Below are 18,725 nucleotides of genomic sequence, written 5' to 3'. Positions count from 1 at the left end.
GCCTATTCCGGCACGACTTCCGCCTGACGCCGATTGGTGAGGTAGACACCGATCACCACAATCACCGTGCCGACGATAATCGGCAGCGTCAGCGGCTCGCCGAATGCGATAGCGGCCTCGATGGCGACGGCCGGCGGCATCAGGTAGATCAGCGATGCGGCGCGCGACACCTGCCCGCGGCGGATGAGATAGAGCAGCAGGCCGACGGCGCCCATGGACAGGCCGAAGACCGACCAGAGCAGCGACAAAATCGCTGTCTGCGTGCCGTCAAAGTGCAAATCTTCGAAGATGAAGGTCAAGGGAACGGTCACGATCAGCGCGCCGACATATTGCAGGGTCGCAATGGTTCTGAGGTCGCCTGTCTGAAGGTGCCGCTTCTGATAGAGCGTGCCATAAGTCACCGAGACCATAGCCAGCAGATTGACAACAAGCGGCACCGCCGATTGCCAGAGGTTGGCCGTATCCGTCGCCAGGAGTTTGGGCGAGATCGCGATTGCAATGCCGAGGAAACCGAGAAGCAGACCGACCTTCTGGATCGGCCGCAGCCGCTCGCCGACAAGAAGCGGCGCAGCCATGGCGGTCATCAGCGGCTGCAGTGCCGCAATGATGCCGGAAATGCCGGCCGGCACGCCCTCGGCAATCGCCCACCAAAGGCCCGCGAGATAGATGCCGTGCAGGAAAATCCCTGAATAGACAGCCCGAAACACGCTCGTCCAGTCGCGTGGCCATCGGGCGCGGACGATCGAACAGAGCAGCACGAAAGCAAGCGCCGAAAGGCTGTAGCGGATCATCAGGAAGGTAAAGGGACCCGCATGCAGCGAAGCATATTTGGCGACGATCCAGCCGGTGGACCAGAGAAGGACAAAAATCGCGGGCGCAAGCCTATCGAGGGACATGGGAATCGGACCGATATATGTGGCGCTTGGGATCCGGAATCCTGGTCGACTCGGGGTGTCGCGCGGAGGGGTTGAAGGCTGATAGCCGATAGCGGCTGTGCGGTCAAAATCGATCTGCTGAAAACAGCGATCAATTTTTCTTCACGTCCGGCCAACCACCGCCGTGGTTTCAGAAACCTTAGCCACCACCCAGGCACTCAGTCCGCAAAAGAAGCAGATGCTCAAATTTTGATCCAAACATTGCGACAAGAGCTGGCAGGCAACAACCTGATTACTCTTAAATGCCTGTAAATCCGGCATTTTTCGATATTCAGAAATTCGCGATGGCAACTGCGCATAGTTCTTGCATTGTAAAAACCGTTGTATTCAAATGGGTAAAAACACGGGGACCGCACCTTTGGCATTTGATGAAATGATTACTGCGGATGAAAGTCCGCGCGCGCCTTACGAGAAATACTTCGAGTGGTACTCAGGCCAGGACAGGGGCCACCTCATTGCCAAATCCCGCGATGCGGAAACCATCTTCCGAAAAACGGGCATTACCTTCGCGGTCTACGGACACGCAGACTCCTCCGAAAAGCTCATTCCCTTCGACATCATCCCCCGCATCATATCAGGCCGCGAATGGCGCAAACTCGCCCAGGGCATCGAACAACGGGTCGTCGCCCTCAACGCCTTCCTCGACGACATCTACCACAAGCAGGAAATCATCCGCGCCGGCCGCATCCCGCGCGAACTGATCGAAAAGAACGACGCCTTCCTGCCTGAAATGATCGGCTTCCGCCCGCCGGGCGGCGTCTACACCCATATCGTCGGCACCGATATCGTGCGCACCGGCGAAGACCAGTTCTATGTGCTCGAGGACAATGCCCGCACCCCTTCCGGCGTCAGCTACATGCTGGAAAACCGCGAAACGATGATGCAGATGTTCCCCGAGCTGTTTCACCAGAACAAGGTGCAGCGCGTCGAGGACTATCCACTGCTGCTGCGCCAGAGCCTGGCATCGCTCGCGCCTCCCGGCTGCACCGGCAAGCCGCGCGTCGCAGTGCTCACGCCCGGCATCTACAACTCGGCCTATTACGAACATTCTTTCCTGGCCGACATGATGGGCGTGGAACTGGTGGAAGGCTCGGATCTGCGCGTCATCGACGGCAAGGTGAAGATGCGTACGACGCGCGGCTATGAGGCGATCGACGTGCTCTACCGCCGCGTCGACGACGATTTCCTCGATCCCCTCACCTTCCGCCCGGATTCCGCACTCGGCATTCCCGGCATCATGGATGTCTATCGCGCCGGCAATATCACCATCGCCAATGCACCCGGCACCGGCATATCCGACGACAAGGCGATCTATTCCTACATGCCTGAGATCGTCGAATTCTATACCGGCCGCAAGCCGATCCTTGAAAACGTGCCGACCTGGCGCTGTTCGGAACCCAGCAGCTTGCAATATGTGCTCGATAACCTCGCCGATCTCGTCGTCAAGGAAGTCCACGGGTCCGGCGGCTACGGCATGCTTGTGGGACCGACGGCCACGAAAAAGGAGCGGGCGGCCTTTGCCGAAAAGCTCAAGAGCAAGCCGAACAACTACATCGCGCAGCCAACCCTTTCGCTCTCGACCGTGCCTATCCTCGTCAACAAGGGTATTGCGCCGCGGCACGTCGATCTGCGGCCCTACGTCCTCGTCTCCGACAAGGTGCGGATCATCCCCGGCGGTCTGACCCGCGTGGCGCTGAAGGAAGGCTCGCTGGTGGTCAATTCCAGCCAGGGCGGCGGCACCAAAGATACCTGGGTTCTGGAGGACTGATCGGACATGCTGGGAAGAACCGCGAATGGCCTCTACTGGATGTTCCGTTACATCGAGCGCGCCGAAAACATAGCCCGCCTTGTCGACGCCGGCCAGCGCATGTCGCTGACCCGCAGCGATGCCGTCGATGACGACTGGGATGGAGTCCTGCAAAGCGCCGGCGTGCGCGAAGCCTACGATGAGGTGCATAACAAACTGACCGGCGCCGACGCGATCGATTATCTGATGCGCGACCGCTCCAATCCGTCGAGCGTCATGTCCTGCATCGAATATGGCCGCAACAATGCCCGCATGGTGCGCACGGCGCTGACCCGCGACACGTGGGAGGCGACCAACGAATGCTGGATCGAGCTGAAGTCGCTGCTCGGCAAGAAGCTGAAGACGGCCGAGCTGCCTGAGACGATCGACGTCATCAAGCAGCGAGCGGGCCTCATCCGCGGCGCCTTCCACGGCTCGATGCTGCGCAACGAGCTCTATAACTTCGCCCGCATCGGCACCTTCATCGAGCGCGCAGACAACACGGCACGCATCCTCGATGTCAAATATTACGTGCTGCTACCATCCGTCTCGCATGTCGGCTCCTCGCTCGACAACGCGCAATGGGAATCGATCCTCAGATCAGTCTCCGCGCACCGGGCCTATAAATGGGCCTATGATCCGGAATACAAGCCGGCGAACATTGCCGACTTCCTGATCCTCAATGGTCAAATGCCGCGTTCGCTCGCCTATTGCTATGAAAAGATCGTCAGCAATATCGGCTATCTCAGCGCCGAATATGAAAAAAAGCTGCCAGCGCACAATACGGCGGAAGCCATCCGCCAGTCGCTGCAAAAGCTGACGATCAAGCGCATCATGGACCAGGGCCTGCATGAGTTCCTTGAGGATTTCGTCGCACGCAACAACCAGTTGGGCGCCGAAATTTCCGACGGCTACCGGTTCTACGAATAGGCGGGCGATATCATGAGACTGACGATCAGCCACATCACAGAATATCGCTACGACGAGCCGGCGCAATTCTCGCTGCAGCGACTGCACCTGACGCCGCTGACCGGCGTGGGACAGACGGTCATCGACTGGAAGCTCTCGGTTGAAGGCGCCAAGCCCGAGGTGGAATACGACGACCAGTTCGGCAATCGCGCCACGCTGGTGTCGCTCGATGGGCAGCAGGACGCAACGAAGATCATTGCCTCAGGCGAAGTCGAGACACAGGATCTGAACGGCGTGATTGGCCCACATGTGGGCTTCAGCCCCCTCTGGCTCTTTCTGCGGGAATCACCACGCACCAAGGCAGGCAAGCTGACGAGGGAGCTGTTGCGTAGCGTTTCAGGCGACAACGAGCTCGGTAAGATGCATGCGCTGATGAAAGCGATCCACGAGACCGTGGAATACAAGCCGGGCACCAGCAATACGGAGACAACGGCGGAGCAGGCACTGGAGGCAAAGAGCGGCGTCTGCCAAGACCACGCCCATATCTTCCTAGCTGGCGCCCGTGCGTTGCAGATCCCGGCCCGTTACGTCTCCGGCTACCTGATGATGGAAGGCAAGAACGAGCAGGCTGCGACGCATGCCTGGGCCGAAGCACACGTTCCCGGCCTCGGCTGGGTCGGCTTCGACCCGGCCAACAACGTCTGCCCCGATGCCCGTTATGTCCGCATCGCGACCGGCCTATGCTATCGGGATGCGGCACCTGTCTCGGGCATGCGCATCGGCACGCCGGGCGAAACCCTTATGGTCAAGGTGACGGTCGCGAGCCAGGGGCAAAGTCAGAGCCAAAGCCAGAGCTGATAGGCAAATTCATTCTGCCGAAAAAACCTCGACATGGCCTTTGCCGCCATAGCGAAGGATTGCATCATCGGCTGTCAGCAGCGGAATACGGTGAAAGCGTGCTGTCGCCACGATAATTCGGTCTGCCGGATCGGCATGGAATTCACCCGGCAGCCGAACGCTGTCCACCGCGATCTGTGGCTCTATGGGAGCTAGCTCCAAACCAGGCAAAGCCAGTGCCGTGGCGAGCCAACGGCCAACGTCATCACCAAGTGCGATACGCCCTTTCTCTGCAAGCATAGCGACTTCCCAAGGAGTGATCGCGGAGACCAAAATGCGACTGCGCGCCGTCGTTTCATCGATAAGCTTACGAGCCCGAGCACTCAGCCTAGGATCGTCGTGCATAGCCCAGATCAGAATATGCGTATCGATGACGATCAACGCGTCGCGTCCCATTCTTCAGCATCGATAGCGGGCAGGAACGGATCGTCATAATGGAGGACAGTACCCTTCATCGCGCCGATAATGCTGGGGCGATCTGTTTTCTCCGACGCAGGAGTCAGCAGAGCGACCGGCTTTCCACGCTTCGTAATGATAATAGGCTCTCCATCATCGCCCATTTGATCGATCAGATGAAGACATTTTGCCTTGAATTCGGCTGCACCGACAGATTTGACAGACATGGACACTATTCCCGTACAGATGTACATAAAACATGGTCATTTCGTGCAAAATAGTCAATGCCGCCTCGAAGTCCCAGTAACGAAAAAGGGGCCGAACCCTCGTCCCGCCCCTTTTTCCAATTCCAGAAGATAAGCCTTTAATGGCTATCGCGATTGTTCGGGATTTCCGAGCCGCGCGGGCCAACGAGGAAGTCGAGGTCGGCGCCGGTGTCTGCCTGCATGACCGACTTGACATAGAGACCGCCGTAACCGCCGGTGAGCGGCTTGACCGGAGAAACCCATGCAGCGCGGCGCTTGGCCAGTTCATCATCCGATACTTCGAGCTGGATGGTGCGGGCGGGAACGTCAACGGCGATGATGTCGCCGTTCTGCACCAGCGCCAGCGGGCCGCCGTCGGCAGCTTCCGGAGCGGTGTGCAGGATGACGGTGCCGTAGGCCGTACCGGACATGCGCGCATCGGAAATGCGGATCATGTCGGTGATGCCCTTCTTCAGCACTTTCGGCGGCAGGCCCATGTTACCGACTTCGGCCATGCCCGGATAACCCTTCGGGCCGCAATACTTCAGCACCATGATACAGTTCTCGTCGATATCGAGATCATCGCGGTTGATACGGGCGTGATAGTCCTCGATGCTTTCGAAGACGACAGCGCGACCCTTGTGCTGCATCAGATGCGGCGATGCAGCCGACGGCTTCAGGACAGCACCCTTCGGCGCAAGATTGCCGCGCAGAACGGCGATACCGCCCGACTGCGTCAGCGCCTTTTCCTTCGGGACGATGACGTCGTCATTGTAGTTGACCACATCCTTGACGCCGGCCCAGATCGTATCGCCGGTCACGGTGATCGCGTCCTTGTGCAGCAGGCCCATCTCGCCAACCGCCTTGATGACGACGGGCAGACCGCCGGCATAGTAGAACTCTTCCATCAGGTGCTTGCCCGACGGCTGCAGGTTGACGATCGTCGGCACTTCGCGGCCGAGACGATCCCAATCATCCAGCGACAGATCGACGCCAACGCGGCCGGCAAGCGCGAGGAGGTGCAGAACGGCGTTGGTCGAGCCGCCGACGGCGCCGTTGACGCGGATCGCGTTCTCAAAGGCTTCCTTGGTCAGGATGTCCGATGGTTTCAGGTCTTCCTTGACCATGTCGACGATGCGGCGGCCTGAAAGCTGCGAGATGACGCGGCGGCGCGCATCGACAGCCGGGATCGCGGCATTGCCGGGCAAGGTCATGCCGAGCGCTTCGGCCATCGACGCCATCGTCGAGGCCGTGCCCATGGTCATGCAGCTGCCGGCCGAGCGGGCCATGCCCTGCTCCGCATCCATGAATTCATCCAGCGACATCTCGCCGGACTTCACCATTTCCGAGAACTGCCAGATCGCCGTGCCGGAACCGACATCCTTGCCGCGCCACTTGCCGTTCAGCATCGGACCGCCGGAAACGAGGATGACCGGGATGTCGACCGAAGCCGCGCCCATCAGCAGGCTCGGCGTAGTCTTGTCGCAGCCGCCGAGCAGCACGACGCCATCGACCGGATTGCCGCGGATCGCTTCTTCCACGTCCATGGCAGCGAGGTTGCGGAACATCATGGCCGTCGGGCGCAGCGTGCTTTCGCCGACGGAGAAGACCGGGAATTCCACGGGGAAACCGCCCGCCTCGTAGACACCGCGCTTCACGCGCTCTGCGAGATCGCGCAGATGCGCGTTGCAAGGCGTCAGCTCCGACCAGGTGTTACAGATGCCGATGATCGGACGACCGTCGAATGTATCGGCCGGCAGGCCTTGGTTCTTCATCCAGGAGCGATGCATGATCGCATTTTTGCCGGTGCCGCCAAACCAGTCGTAAGAGCGCAGCTTGCGCGGCCATTCAGCTTTCTTTTTCATGTCTCAGTACCCTTTGCGTCGCCCAGACAGCCTCGTTCGCGCCTGGGCTTTAAAATCGATGATCAGGCGAGCGTGTAAGCCGTCTTGACGGTGGTGAAGAATTCGGCGGCATATTTTCCCTGCTCGCGCGGGCCGAAGGACGAGCCCTTGCGGCCTCCGAACGGCACGTGGAAATCGACGCCCGCCGTCGGCAGGTTGACCATCACCATGCCCGCTTCCGCATTGCGCTTGAAATGCGTCGCATGCTTCAGGCTCGTCGTGGCAATGCCCGAGGACAGGCCGAACGGCGTGTCGTTGGCCGTGGCCAGCGCCTCTTCGTAATCCTTCACCCGGATGACGGAAGCGACCGGCCCGAAAATCTCTTCGCGGCTGATGCGCATCTGGTTCGTCGCTTCCGTGAAGAGCGTCGGCTGCAGATAGAAGCCGGGCGTGTCGCGGCTGACGAGCTCGCCGCCGAAGGCAAGCTTGGCGCCTTCCTGTTTACCGATCTCAATATAGTCCGTATCCGTCTTCAGCTGCTTGGCATCGACGACCGGGCCGATATGCGTGCCCGACTTCATGGCATTGTCGACGTTGAGCGTCTTCAGCTTCTCCGTCAGCGCCGCCACGAACCTGTCGTGAATGCCTTCGGTGACGATGAGACGCGACGAAGCCGTGCAGCGCTGGCCGGTCGAGAAGAAGGCAGAATTGGCGGCCGCCTCGACGGCAACCGTCAGATCGGCATCGTCAAGCACCACCATCGGGTTCTTGCCGCCCATCTCAAGCTGATACTTGCGGCCATGCTCGACCGAAGACAGCGCCACGCGCTTGCCGGTGCCGACCGAGCCGGTGAAGGTGATACCGGAAAGAACCGGGCTGTCGAGCATTGCCTGGCCGACGACCGAACCCTTGCCCATAACGAGGTTCAGCACACCCTTCGGCAGACCGGCGCGGTTCAGGATATCAACGATCGCCCATGAGCAGCCGGGCACTAGATCGGCCGGCTTGAAGACGACGGTGTTGCCGTAGCAGAGCGCCGGCGCGATCTTCCAGGCGGGAATAGCGATCGGGAAGTTCCAGGGCGTGATGATGCCGATGACGCCGAGCGGCTCGCGGGTGATCTCGACGCCGATGTTCGGACGCACCGAAGGAAGCACCTCGCCTGCCAGGCGCAGCGCCTCGCCGGCGAAGAATTCGAAGATCTGGGCGGCGCGGATCGTTTCGCCGATCGCCTCGGGCAACGTCTTGCCTTCTTCGCGAGCAAGCAGCGCGCCGAGTTCGTCCTTGCGCGCCAGGATCTCCTCGCCGGCCTTCTTCAGGATCGTGTGGCGCTCTAGAATGCCGGAGCGCGACCAGGCCGGAAAAGCAGCCTTCGCAGCAGCGATCGCATCCGTGACGTCCTGCGCGCTTGCGCTCGCATAGAGGCCGACGACCTCGTTCGTATCCGACGGGTTGATGTTCTCGGTGCCGTTCGTCCCCGTCCACTCCCCGGCGATCAAGTTCTGATGAATGGTCATGGCGTCATGCCTTCCTGGATCGTATTGAAGACGCCCGGCCGATCCCTTGCGGCCGGGCTCGATGCATTACAACTGGCGAACAGCCACATTCTCCTCGGCATCGATCGCCAGCGGATTGCGCAGCGGCAGGCCGAACTCGCCAACTTCGATTTCGAAGACATCGCCGACTTCCGGTTTGATGCCTTCCGCAAACGAAAGCGTCGCAGTGCCGAACATATGCACATGCACATCGCCTGGAACGCGGAAGATGCCGTATTTGAAGTGGTGATATTCAAGATTCGCGAAGGTATGCGACATGTTCGCTTCGCCGGAGAGGAAAGGCTTCTCGAAAATCACCTTGTCGCCGCGCTTAATGCGGGACGTGCCGCGAATATCTTCCGGCGCCACTCCGATGCGGATTTCCGGGCCGAAACTTGCCGGACGCAGCTTGGAATGGGCGAGATAGAGATAGTTGATCCGCTCGGTGACGTGATCGGAAAATTCGTTCGACAGCGCAAATCCGATACGGAACGGCGTGCCGTCCTTGGCGATGACATAGATACCGGCCATTTCCGGCTCTTCGCCGCCATCGAGCGCGAAGGATGGAGATACGAGTGCCGCACCCGGGGCCGCAGCGCCATAGCCATTGCCCTTGTAGAACCACTCGGGCTGAACGCCCTTCTCGCCCGCCTTCGGCTTGCCACCCTCGATGCCCATCTTGAACATCTTCATGGAGTCGGTCAGCGTCTCCTCAGCGGCTTCCGTCGTCTTCTTGTGCATGGAATCACGCGTCGCGGCAGAGCCGAGATGCGTCAGACCGGTGCCGGTCAGGTGCAGGTGCGCAGCGTCCGGATGCGTGATCGGCGGCAGGAAACGGCCCTCTGCATAGGCTTTTTCGAGATCGATCGCCTCACCGAGACCATGTGCCTCGATCACCGATGCCAGCGACTTGCCGCTATCGGCGGCCTCCATCGCAAGCTTGTAGACGCTACCGCCATTGACGACGACCTTGGCAGCTTCGCCGGATCCGTTGCGGACCGCAACGACGATCTCGCCGTTCGAACCCTTGATCTGCGAGATGAGCATGTCTTTCATCCTTTCCTAACAGACAGAGATTGGATGCAGTTTCCCGTTCCGGCTCTCAGCGAGAGCCGGACTCTGTCATGGATTTGGTTTTAAAGTCTCGGCTGGTCGCTTAAGCGATCAGCCCTTGTTCTTGTTGTAGACGTCGATGAACACGGCAGCGAGCAGGACCGCACCCTTGATCATCTTCTGGGAGTCCGTCTGGTATCCGAGGATCGACATGCCCTGGTTCAGTACGCCCATGATCAAAGCGCCGATAACGGCACCCGTCACCTTGCCGACGCCGCCGGAGGCCGACGCACCGCCGATGAAGCAGGCCGCGATGACGTCAAGTTCGAGGCCGTCGCCGCCCTTTGCGGTTGCCGAATTCAGGCGTGTCGCGATGATGATGCCGGCGATGCTCGCCAGGATGCCCATGTTGATGAAGGTGTAGAAGGTCAGGCGGCGGGTATCGATACCCGAGAGCTTCGTCGCCTTTTCATTGCCGCCCATCGCATAGATGCGGCGACCGATCGTCGTGCGCTGCGTGGCAAAGCTGTAGAGCGCGATCAAAAGCAGCATGAGAACCAGAACGTTCGGCAGGCCTCTGTAGGAAGAGATCTGATAGCCGATGAAGATGGTCGCAGCGGCAACCACCAGATTCTGGGCAAGGAAGAAGCTGAACGGCTCGACATCGATACCGTGCTTCTCGTTAACGGTACGGCGCCGCCATGACAGCAGGAACATGACGATCGGGATGGCGACGGTCAGTAAGATCGACGTCGAGTGGATACCGCCCATATCGGCGAAATCCGGAATGAAGCCCGTCGCAACGATCTGGAATGCCGGCGGGAACGGACCGATGCTGCTGCCGTTACCGGTTGTGTTGATGATCGTGTAGGTCAGGCCACGGAAAACCAGCATGCCTGACAGCGTCACGATGAATGATGGAATGCGGTGGTAGGCAATGAAATACCCATGCCAGGCGCCGACCGCGGCCCCCATCAGCAGACAAATGACCGTCGCGAGCGCAAGATTCATATGCATCTGCACGACCAGAACGCCCGCAACCGCCCCGACGAAGCCGACGACGGAACCGACCGAAAGGTCGATATGGCCGGCCACGATAACCAACAGCATGCCGAGCGCCATGATGACGATGAACGAATTCTGCAGGACGATGTTGGTCAGGTTCTGCGGCCTGAAGAGAACGCCGTTCGTCAAGTACTGAAACAGCAGCATGATGACGACGAGCGCGATCAACATACCGTATTCGCGGATGTTGTTGCGGATATGGTCGCCGATTGAAACGACGTGGCTGCTTTCCGTGGCTGGGTTGGCCGAACTCATTGATGCTTCTCCCCTGAGCGCATAATAGCGCGCATGATACTCTCCTGGCTTGCCTCTGCCTTCGGCAGTTCGGCAACAATTCGACCCTCGTTCATGACGTAGATGCGGTCGCAGGTACCGAGAAGCTCGGGCATTTCCGATGAAATCATCAGAACACCCTTTCCGTCGGCGGCAAGCTGGTTGATGATGGAATAGATTTCGTATTTGGCGCCGACGTCGATGCCGCGTGTGGGCTCATCGAGGATCAGGACGTCCGGGTCCGAGAACAGCCATTTCGACAGCACCACTTTCTGCTGGTTGCCGCCGGAGAGGTTGCCCGCTTCCTGGAAGACGCCGGCCGAACGGATACGCAGCTTGGAGCGATAGTTCGTCGCCACCTGCAACTCGCGCACGTCGTCAATGACGGTCGCCTTGGAAACGCCAAGCAGATTGGCAAGCGTCGTGTTGTGCAGGATGCTGTTGGTCAGAACCAAGCCGAGCTGCTTGCGGTCTTCGGTCACATAGGCAAGACCGGCATCGATCGCCTTGCGCACCGTGCTGGTATCGACCAGTTTGCCGTCCAGGAAGACCTCGCCGCTGATCTTGTGGCCATAGGACTTGCCGAAGACGCTCATGGCGAATTCGGTACGGCCCGCGCCCATCAGACCGGCAATGCCGACCACTTCGCCCTTGCGCACATTGATGTTGATATTGTGCAGAACCTGGCGATCGCGATGCTGCTGGTGGAAGGCATTCCAGTTCTTCACTTCGAAGATCGTTTCGCCGATCGGCACCGAACGCGGCGGATAGCGGTCGGCAAGCTCGCGCCCCACCATGTTGCGAATGATGATGTCTTCGCTGATCTCTTCTTCGTGACAGTCCAGCGCCTTCACCGTCATGCCGTCGCGCAACACAGTGATCTGGTCGGCCACCTTGCGCACTTCGTTGAGCTTGTGCGTGATGATGATCGAGGTGATGCCTTGCTTGCGGAACTCCATGAGGAGATTGAGCAGCGCATCGGAATCGTTTTCGTTCAGCGATGCCGTCGGCTCGTCGAGAATGAGCAGCTTGACGCTCTTCGACAGGGCCTTGGCGATCTCGACGAGCTGCTGCTTGCCGACGCCGATGTCGGTCACGAGCGTGTTCGGAGATTCCTTGAGGCCCACTTTGGAAAGAAGCTGTTTGGTCCGGCTGAAAGTCTCCTGCCAATTGATCATGCCATTGGCGACGACCTCATTGCCCAGGAAAATGTTCTCGGCGATCGACAGAAGCGGAACGAGCGCCAGCTCCTGATGGATGATGATGATGCCGATGTCTTCGGAATCCCTGATCGTCTTGAATTGGCGGACCCCGCCATCGTAGTAGATGTCGCCTTCATAGGTGCCGGCCGGATAAACGCCTGAAAGCACCTTCATCAGGGTGGATTTGCCGGCTCCGTTTTCGCCAACTAAGGCATGGATCTCGCCCTGACGGACTTTCAGATTGACATTTTCCAAGGCGTTCACACCGGGGAACGACTTGGTGATGTTCCGCATTTCGAGAATGGTATTGTCCATTGTCCAAATCCAACGCCGCGACTGAACATAGCAGACCGCGCGATCGTCTTAAATATGAAAGCCAGGGCCCGCCTTTCAGCGAGCCCTGACCGGTCTATTGAAAAATTACTTCAGCTGGTCAGCCTTGTAGTAACCGCCCTCAACGAGGACCTTCTCGTAGTTGGTCTTGTCGACTGCGACCGGGGTCAGCAGGTAGGACGGAACAACCTTGACACCATTGTCGTAGGTCTTCGTGTCGTTGACTTCAGGCGTCTTGCCTTCCATCAGGGCGTTGACCATGTTGACGGTAACCTTGGCGAGGTCACGGGTGTCCTTGAAGATCGTGGAGTGCTGCTCGCCGGCAATGATCGACTTGACCGACGGGATTTCGGAGTCCTGACCGGTGACGATCGGAAGCTTCACGCCGCCGGAACCGTAGCCGACGCCCTTGAGCGCGGAGAGAATACCGATCGACAGGCCGTCATACGGAGACAGAACCGCATCGACATGAGCGTCGGTGTAGTAGGCCGACAGCAGGTTGTCCATGCGGGCCTGGGCCGTTGCCGGGTCCCAACGCAGCGTACCGACCTTGTCCATGCCCATCTGGCCGGACTTTACGACCAGCTTGCCGCTGTCGATGTACGGCTTCAGGACCGACATTGCGCCGTCGTAGAAGAAGAAGGCGTTGTTGTCGTCCGGAGAACCGCCGAACAGCTCGATGTTGAACGGGCCCTTGCCATCCTTGAGGCCGAGAGCGTCGACGATCGAGTTTGCCTGCAGGACGCCGACCTTGAAGTTGTCGAAGGTCGCATAATAGTCGACATTCGGGCTGTTGCGGATCAGACGGTCATAGGCGATGACCTTGATGCCGGCATCGTGAGCCTTCTGCAGAACGTCGGACAGCGTGGTGCCGTCGATCGAAGCGATGACGAGGACCTTGTCGCCCTTGGTGACCATATTCTCGATCTGCGAGAGCTGGTTCGGAATGTCGTCGTCGCCATACTGCAGGTCGGTGCCATAACCGGCAGCCTGGAGCTGCTTGACGATGTTGTTGCCGTCATCGATCCAGCGAGCCGAAGCCTTGGTCGGCATGGCGATGCCTACCGTGCCCTTGTCCGCCGCGAAGGCAGGTACCACCAGCGTAGCGACGCCGAACGCAGCGCCGGCCATCAATGAGATAATGGATTTCATTACTCTCTCCCTTGTTGATAAATGCGGCGGACAAAAAATGCCCGCCCGAAACTGCGGCAGGTTCCGTAGAAGGAATGATTTACTTCTAATTGTGAGAAACGAAGTAGGTCTCCTCCACGCTCTCACGGTTTATGAGCTGTACCCAGCGCACAATCGGCAAACTCGTACGATTTCGTATAACTGTCAAATAGAATAACTGGCTCAACATATACCAAGTTTGGTATAATGTTAAAAAATAGTACTTTTTTGCCGATGAAGGGGAAAATTGGCCGTTATGGAGAAAATATATAACGATTATGTGAGCGATGGCATTGAGATTCATTCCGACAATTTTCGCGACGATGCGTTGTTGAAAGCCGGTTTGAAGCTCAATCACCTGCGCATGATCGTCACGATCGAGGATCACGGGCAAATTTCTGCGGCCGCTGAGTCCATGAATATGTCACAACCTGCAGCTTCACGCATGCTCTCAGAAATGGAGTCGATTGTCAAAAGCCCGCTTTACGAGCGTGTCGCCAGAGGCGTCGTGTTGACCCCTTTCGGCCTCGCTCTCGCCAAGCGGGCGCGCAAGATCCTGCTGGAGCTGCGCGAGGCAGGCCGGGAGCTTGGTGCCTTACGGACCGGCAAGGGCGGCTCGGTCTTTCTGGGGGCTGTGACCGCGCCGGCGATCAGCCTTGTCGTCCCGGCGATCCAGCGCGTGACACGCACCTATCCTGGCATAGAGATCAATATCGAGGTCGAGAACAGTAATGTGCTCGCGCGCGAGCTGCTCGCCGCCCGCCACGACTTCATTATCAGCCGCATCCCGGATGATCTCGATCCGCGTCTGTTCACCGCCCATGAGATCGGCGTCGAGAAAGCCTGCCTGGTGGTCCGCAATGGGCATCCGCTGCTTGAGAAGGGCGTTGCCGGCCTGCATGATCTGGCCGGTTACGATTGGGTATTCCAGCCTCCGGGCACGTTGCTTCGCCGCAAGGTGGAGGACATCTTCCTTGCCGCAGGCGTGCCCTTGCCGGAAAACGTCGTCAACACTTCGTCTCTGCTTCTGACGCTTGCGGTCGTCTGCAAGACGGATGCGATTGCGCCGATCGCGCTCGACATGGCGCAATTCATCTGCGGGCAGACATCTCAGGCCGGCGAATCCTCTATCCTGCCGATCGATTTCGATATCGACGTCAGGCCCTATAGCCTTATCACCGCGCGCGAACGCGCCATGCCACCGAGCGCACGTCTGCTGCATGACATGATCCTGGAAGAGAGCCGGCATCTCTCGCTGACATAAGTGCAAGCCATAAGCTCCGCGCCAACTTCCACTCCTATGAAGCTTGGCGTGGAGATCACACATGCTGTTCAAGCAATCATTGTTTCAATCCGTGCTCGACCGTCTCGACAGCGAAGAGGACGGCTCAGAAAAGGAAGAGGCCGCGCATCGCGTCCGCGGCCTGAACGTCAGCTTTGCAGCAACGGTTCTGGGCGGCGAGACCCCCGGGGCGCAACGGCCCGATGAAGCCTATCGCGACAATCTTGGCGATCCCGTCATCCTGCCTGAATTGGAACCAAAGCCCGAACCCGCGCCGCAAGAACCGGAGCCGCCGGTCATGCCCGAGCATCTCAGCCGAACGTCACGGGAAGAGGTTGCAGCCGAACTCGCAATCACCTCCGACCTCACACGCGAAACTCTGCAGGAAAAGCGCCGTAACTTCGCCAAGGCCAATCATCCAGACAGCGTCGCCACCCTCTTCCGCGAACAGGCGACGACCCGCATGACACTCGCCAATCAGCTGATCGACGAAGCCATACGCCGCCTCAGGCGGTGATTATTTCTTGTCGTCTGCCGGTTCGTCATCCTCGGCGGGCTCGTCTTGCGCGGGCGCAGCACTGGTCGCTTCGGGTGGTTGTGGTTTGAAATTCAGAAGCAACATCCAGGCCGAATAGGCGCCGAGCGCACCCGACAGCATCGCCCAAAACGGCTGCGAGCCGAGCGTTTCGACGGCTGCCCAGCCAAAGCAGACGGCCACGATGAGGATGCGCACCCAAAGCGGCTTGTAGAGCGGATGGCTGGGATCGATCAGTTGCATGGGTCTCTTTTGCCTATTCAAGAAGACATGTCTTTAGCGCATCATCGGGAAAATTGTGAAGCCGTCCGGATAAAATAAGGCTCCTTGAGCGGATTTCGGCTAAGCCGGCATCGAACGGTGATTTTGAGAATTGTGAAGTTCAGGCGGCTTGACGCCGCCACCGGAAAATGGAATGAAAATTCCATAGAGATTTATATTCGGTCCATTTATTCCGAATTCAGGGAGGTAGAAATGACTGTCAGATTTGGTCTGCTCGGTGCAGGACGCATTGGCAAGGTGCATGCGAAAGCCGTCAGCGGCGATGCCAACGCCAAGCTCGTCGCCGTTGCGGATGCGTTTCCGGTGGCTGCGGAAGCCATCTCCGCCGCCTATGGCTGCGAAGTCCGCACCATCCAGGCGATCGAAGCCGCCAAGGATATCGATGCCGTCGTCATCTGCACGCCGACCGATACCCACGCCGACCTGATCGAGCGCTTTTCACGTGCCGGCAAGGCCGTCTTCTGCGAAAAGCCGATCGATCTCGACGTCGCACGCGTCAAGGCTTGCATCAAGGTTGTCGAGGAAACCAAGGGCAAGCTGATGGTCGGCTTCAACCGCCGCTTCGACCCGCATTTCATGGCTGTGAAAAAGGCGATCGACGAAGGCCGCATCGGCACCGTGGAGATGGTGACGATCACCTCGCGCGATCCGGGCGCCCCGCCTGTCGATTACATCAAGCGCTCCGGCGGCATTTTCCGCGACATGACCATCCACGATTTCGACATGGCCCGCTTCCTGCTCGGCGAAGAACCGGTTGCCGTCACTGCAACTGCCGCCGTTCTGGTTGACAAGGCAATCGGCGAAGCCGGCGATTACGACAGCGTTTCCGTCATTCTTCAGACGGCGTCGGGCAAGCAGGCTGTTATCTCCAACTCGCGCCGGGCCACCTACGGCTACGACCAGCGGATCGAGATCCATGGCTCGAAGGGCTTGGTTTCCGCTGAAAACCAGCGCCCCTTCTCCATCGAAGTCGCCAACGGCGATGGCTACACCCGCCCGCCGCTGCATGATTTCTTCATGACACGCTACACCGAAGCCTATGCCAACGAGATCGCGAGCTTCATCGCCGCTGTCGAAAAGGGCGCGGCCATCACACCATCGGGCGCCGATGGCCTTGCCGCACTGAAGCTGGCGGATGCCGCGCTGCAGTCCGTCAAGGAAGGCCGCCTGGTAAAGATCGACTAAGCCGCCTCCATTCCTCAAGGAATGTGATCCTCCCAAAAGTCCGCCGCGATCTCCATTCGCGGCGGACTTTTTCTTTGGCGCGATCTGGAGCTCCCGAGAGGCTTCGATGGAAATCTCTTGCGAATCAGATAAGTCTATGCTTATCTGTTGCCATGATAGAGAATGAGATATTCCGGGCTTTGGCCGATCCGACCCGCCGCGCCATCTTCGAAAAGCTGGCGACGGGCGGCATGAATGCCAGCACTCTGCGCGAAGGTATCGACATCAGCCAGCCGGCGATGTCGCAGCACTTAGCGGTTCTGCGGAGTGCCGGGCTGGTCAGGGAAGAACGACAGGGGCGTTTCGTGAATTACGAGGTCGATCCGGAGGGACTTGCCCTCATCGCCCAGTGGCTGGCGAAATACCGCGCATACTGGCCCGCCCGCATCGAAGCTCTCAAGCTGTTGCTGAAGGATATGGATCAATGAACAATCTCAAGATCCCTGAGCGAAAGAACGGCATCGCGCTGGAATACCAGCTCAGCGAACCGCCGCAAAAAGTCTGGCGTGCAATCAGCACCCCTGAGCTTCGCCAAAACTGGCTGCCGCAGGAGGCCTTGGCCAGTCCCGAGTCGATATCAGTCACGCCGGGCAAAGAAGTCAGCTACAGGCTGCGGGACGACACACCGCCCTTCCTCGAAAGCATCGTGACTTTCAAGATATCTTCGAACGCAAACGGCGGCACCTGCCTGCGGATCATCCACGAGCTCGATGACGTTCGGCTTCGTGAGACTGAAAAGGCTGCGGCAAACAATAACAGCCTGACCGTCATGCGCGCCGCCTGACGTTCTGAATAGATCAACAATTTTCAATAACATTGGAGTTCGCCGATGCGCGAAGCGATGCAACTCGTCCCTATGGTCGTCGAGCAGTCCAGCAGAGGGGAGCGGTCTTTCGACATCTATTCCCGCCTGTTGCGCGAGAGAATCATCTTCCTGAATGGCGAGGTGAACGATGACGTCTCCGCCCTCGTCTGCGCGCAACTGCTGTTTCTCGAAGCCGAAAATCCCAAGAGACCGATCCATCTCTACATCAATTCGCCCGGCGGTGTCGTGACCAGCGGTCTGGCAATGTACGACACCATGCGTTATGTTCGTGCGCCGGTGCATACGCTATGCATGGGAACCGCTCGTTCGATGGGCTCCTTCCTCTTGATGTCGGGCCAGCCGGGTGAGCGCTCCGCGCTTCCAAATGCCAGCATCCATATTCACCAGCCATTGGGCGGTTTCCAGGGACAGGCATCGGACATCTTTATCCACGCGGAAGAAATGAGGCGAACGAAGCATCGCATGACGCGGCTCTATGCCGAACATTGCGGCCGCTCCTATGAAGAGTTCGAACGCGCCATGGACCGCGACCACTTCATGACGGCGGAAGAGGCTCTGGAATGGGGGCTGATCGACCGTATTCTTCAGGTCCGCGAAGACGAACAGCCTTTGGGCCTGACAGATTGATCGGGATGACGACCCTGCGGCCAAGCGCATTGCCAAGCCTTGCGCCGCCCTCACCTCTCAACCCGCCTGATCGCGCAGCTCCACGATCGCAGCTCCCCTCTTCACGATATCATTGTCGATGATCGAAAATGCGCGGTTCAGATGCCCTTCGAAGACAAGCGTCGGCTCGTCGGCGATAACACGCAGCTCCGGCATGCCCTCCATGCGCACGACGTGCGATTCCGCCAAGCCCTCGGTTATGCCCTCGATCAGCAGATCATAGTAGCGTACGCCCGGCCCTGTGATGACGATCGGCATTCTTTCGTG

The 18,725-nt window shown here is 59.0% G+C and carries 19 protein-coding genes and 1 pseudogene; 9 read left to right on the top strand and 11 right to left on the bottom strand.

Annotation, left to right across the window (positions count from 1 at the left end; translation table 11 throughout):
* Positions 1 to 2: 2 nt before the first annotated feature.
* On the bottom strand, positions 3 to 896 hold the full coding sequence (locus tag AC13RC_RS29705; protein ID WP_113351784.1) for a DMT family transporter: 894 nt from the start codon (positions 894 to 896) through the stop codon (positions 3 to 5).
* Between the two features lie 397 nt (positions 897 to 1,293).
* On the opposite strand from AC13RC_RS29705, the gene AC13RC_RS29700 reads away from it, so the two are divergent.
* Genes AC13RC_RS29700 through AC13RC_RS29690 form a run of 3 tightly spaced genes read left to right on the top strand, consistent with a single transcriptional unit; the run spans position 1,294 to position 4,488 of the window.
* Positions 1,294 to 2,703: a circularly permuted type 2 ATP-grasp protein gene (locus tag AC13RC_RS29700; RefSeq protein WP_113332154.1), complete on the top strand. Its 1,410-nt coding sequence runs from the start codon at positions 1,294 to 1,296 to the stop codon at positions 2,701 to 2,703.
* 6 nt (positions 2,704 to 2,709) lie between these two features.
* Positions 2,710 to 3,651: an alpha-E domain-containing protein gene (locus AC13RC_RS29695; RefSeq protein WP_113332153.1), complete on the top strand. Its 942-nt coding sequence runs from the start codon at positions 2,710 to 2,712 to the stop codon at positions 3,649 to 3,651.
* A 12-nt stretch (positions 3,652 to 3,663) separates the two neighbouring features.
* Complete coding sequence (locus tag AC13RC_RS29690) at positions 3,664 to 4,488, top strand: transglutaminase-like domain-containing protein (RefSeq protein ID WP_113332152.1); 825 nt, start codon at positions 3,664 to 3,666, stop codon at positions 4,486 to 4,488.
* A 9-nt stretch (positions 4,489 to 4,497) separates the two neighbouring features.
* On the opposite strand, the gene AC13RC_RS29685 is transcribed toward AC13RC_RS29690, so the two are convergent.
* The 8 genes from AC13RC_RS29685 to chvE all read right to left on the bottom strand — a co-directional run bounded on the left by AC13RC_RS29685 (position 4,498) and on the right by chvE (position 13,625).
* Positions 4,498 to 4,908: a type II toxin-antitoxin system VapC family toxin gene (locus tag AC13RC_RS29685; RefSeq protein WP_269244980.1), complete on the bottom strand. Its 411-nt coding sequence runs from the start codon at positions 4,906 to 4,908 to the stop codon at positions 4,498 to 4,500.
* Entirely contained in the window at positions 4,905 to 5,150 is a 246-nt protein-coding gene (locus AC13RC_RS29680; protein ID WP_113332151.1) for a type II toxin-antitoxin system Phd/YefM family antitoxin, read from the bottom strand. The genes AC13RC_RS29685 and AC13RC_RS29680 overlap by 4 nt, the downstream gene beginning before the upstream one ends.
* Before the next feature lie 137 nt (positions 5,151 to 5,287).
* Positions 5,288 to 7,033: an L-arabinonate dehydratase gene (gene araD / locus AC13RC_RS29675; protein ID WP_113351781.1), complete on the bottom strand. Its 1,746-nt coding sequence runs from the start codon at positions 7,031 to 7,033 to the stop codon at positions 5,288 to 5,290.
* Positions 7,034 to 7,095: 62 nt separating this feature from the next.
* Positions 7,096 to 8,529 (bottom strand): aldehyde dehydrogenase family protein, encoded by a 1,434-nt coding sequence (locus AC13RC_RS29670; RefSeq protein WP_183813830.1) that lies wholly within the window; start codon positions 8,527 to 8,529, stop codon positions 7,096 to 7,098.
* A 66-nt stretch (positions 8,530 to 8,595) separates the two neighbouring features.
* Entirely contained in the window at positions 8,596 to 9,594 is a 999-nt protein-coding gene (gene araD1 / locus AC13RC_RS29665) for an AraD1 family protein (protein WP_488559454.1), read from the bottom strand.
* 117 nt (positions 9,595 to 9,711) lie between these two features.
* Positions 9,712 to 10,920: a multiple monosaccharide ABC transporter permease gene (gene mmsB / locus AC13RC_RS29660; RefSeq protein WP_113332149.1), complete on the bottom strand. Its 1,209-nt coding sequence runs from the start codon at positions 10,918 to 10,920 to the stop codon at positions 9,712 to 9,714.
* Complete coding sequence (gene mmsA / locus AC13RC_RS29655; RefSeq protein WP_113332148.1) at positions 10,917 to 12,455, bottom strand: multiple monosaccharide ABC transporter ATP-binding protein; 1,539 nt, start codon at positions 12,453 to 12,455, stop codon at positions 10,917 to 10,919. The genes mmsB and mmsA overlap by 4 nt, the downstream gene beginning before the upstream one ends.
* A gap of 105 nt (positions 12,456 to 12,560) precedes the next feature.
* On the bottom strand, positions 12,561 to 13,625 hold the full coding sequence (chvE, locus tag AC13RC_RS29650; RefSeq protein ID WP_069612777.1) for a multiple monosaccharide ABC transporter substrate-binding protein: 1,065 nt from the start codon (positions 13,623 to 13,625) through the stop codon (positions 12,561 to 12,563).
* A 274-nt stretch (positions 13,626 to 13,899) separates the two neighbouring features.
* Here chvE and AC13RC_RS29645 point away from each other — a divergent pair, with 274 nt between their 5' ends.
* Both AC13RC_RS29645 and AC13RC_RS29640 read left to right on the top strand, forming a co-directional pair.
* On the top strand, positions 13,900 to 14,907 hold the full coding sequence (locus AC13RC_RS29645) for a LysR family transcriptional regulator (protein WP_113332147.1): 1,008 nt from the start codon (positions 13,900 to 13,902) through the stop codon (positions 14,905 to 14,907).
* 61 nt (positions 14,908 to 14,968) lie between these two features.
* Complete coding sequence (locus AC13RC_RS29640) at positions 14,969 to 15,442, top strand: hypothetical protein (protein WP_113351777.1); 474 nt, start codon at positions 14,969 to 14,971, stop codon at positions 15,440 to 15,442.
* Here AC13RC_RS29640 and AC13RC_RS29635 read toward each other — a convergent pair whose 3' ends face one another.
* The gene (locus tag AC13RC_RS29635) at positions 15,443 to 15,703 is read right to left on the bottom strand and encodes a hypothetical protein (RefSeq protein ID WP_113389009.1); all 261 of its coding nucleotides are present in this window, start codon (positions 15,701 to 15,703) and stop codon (positions 15,443 to 15,445) included.
* Between the two features lie 231 nt (positions 15,704 to 15,934).
* On the opposite strand from AC13RC_RS29635, the gene iolG reads away from it, so the two are divergent.
* The 4 genes from iolG (at position 15,935) to AC13RC_RS29615 (ending at position 18,419) form a co-directional block, all read left to right on the top strand.
* Complete coding sequence (gene iolG, locus AC13RC_RS29630) at positions 15,935 to 16,927, top strand: inositol 2-dehydrogenase (RefSeq protein ID WP_488559416.1); 993 nt, start codon at positions 15,935 to 15,937, stop codon at positions 16,925 to 16,927.
* A gap of 152 nt (positions 16,928 to 17,079) precedes the next feature.
* Entirely contained in the window at positions 17,080 to 17,394 is a 315-nt protein-coding gene (locus tag AC13RC_RS29625; protein ID WP_113395413.1) for a metalloregulator ArsR/SmtB family transcription factor, read from the top strand.
* On the top strand, positions 17,391 to 17,750 hold the full coding sequence (locus tag AC13RC_RS29620; RefSeq protein WP_113351776.1) for an SRPBCC family protein: 360 nt from the start codon (positions 17,391 to 17,393) through the stop codon (positions 17,748 to 17,750). Before AC13RC_RS29625 ends, AC13RC_RS29620 begins: the two co-directional genes overlap by 4 nt.
* Before the next feature lie 45 nt (positions 17,751 to 17,795).
* Entirely contained in the window at positions 17,796 to 18,419 is a 624-nt protein-coding gene (locus AC13RC_RS29615; RefSeq protein WP_488559415.1) for an ATP-dependent Clp protease proteolytic subunit, read from the top strand.
* Between the two features lie 57 nt (positions 18,420 to 18,476).
* Here AC13RC_RS29615 and AC13RC_RS29610 read toward each other — a convergent pair.
* Positions 18,477 to 18,725: pseudogene (locus tag AC13RC_RS29610) on the bottom strand (transcriptional regulator); the annotation flags it as partial.

This window comes from Martinezella sp. CNPSo 3890, assembly GCF_057784455.1.
The sequence above is the reverse complement of the archived record's forward strand: the minus strand, read 5'-3'. Positions and strand labels throughout refer to the sequence as shown.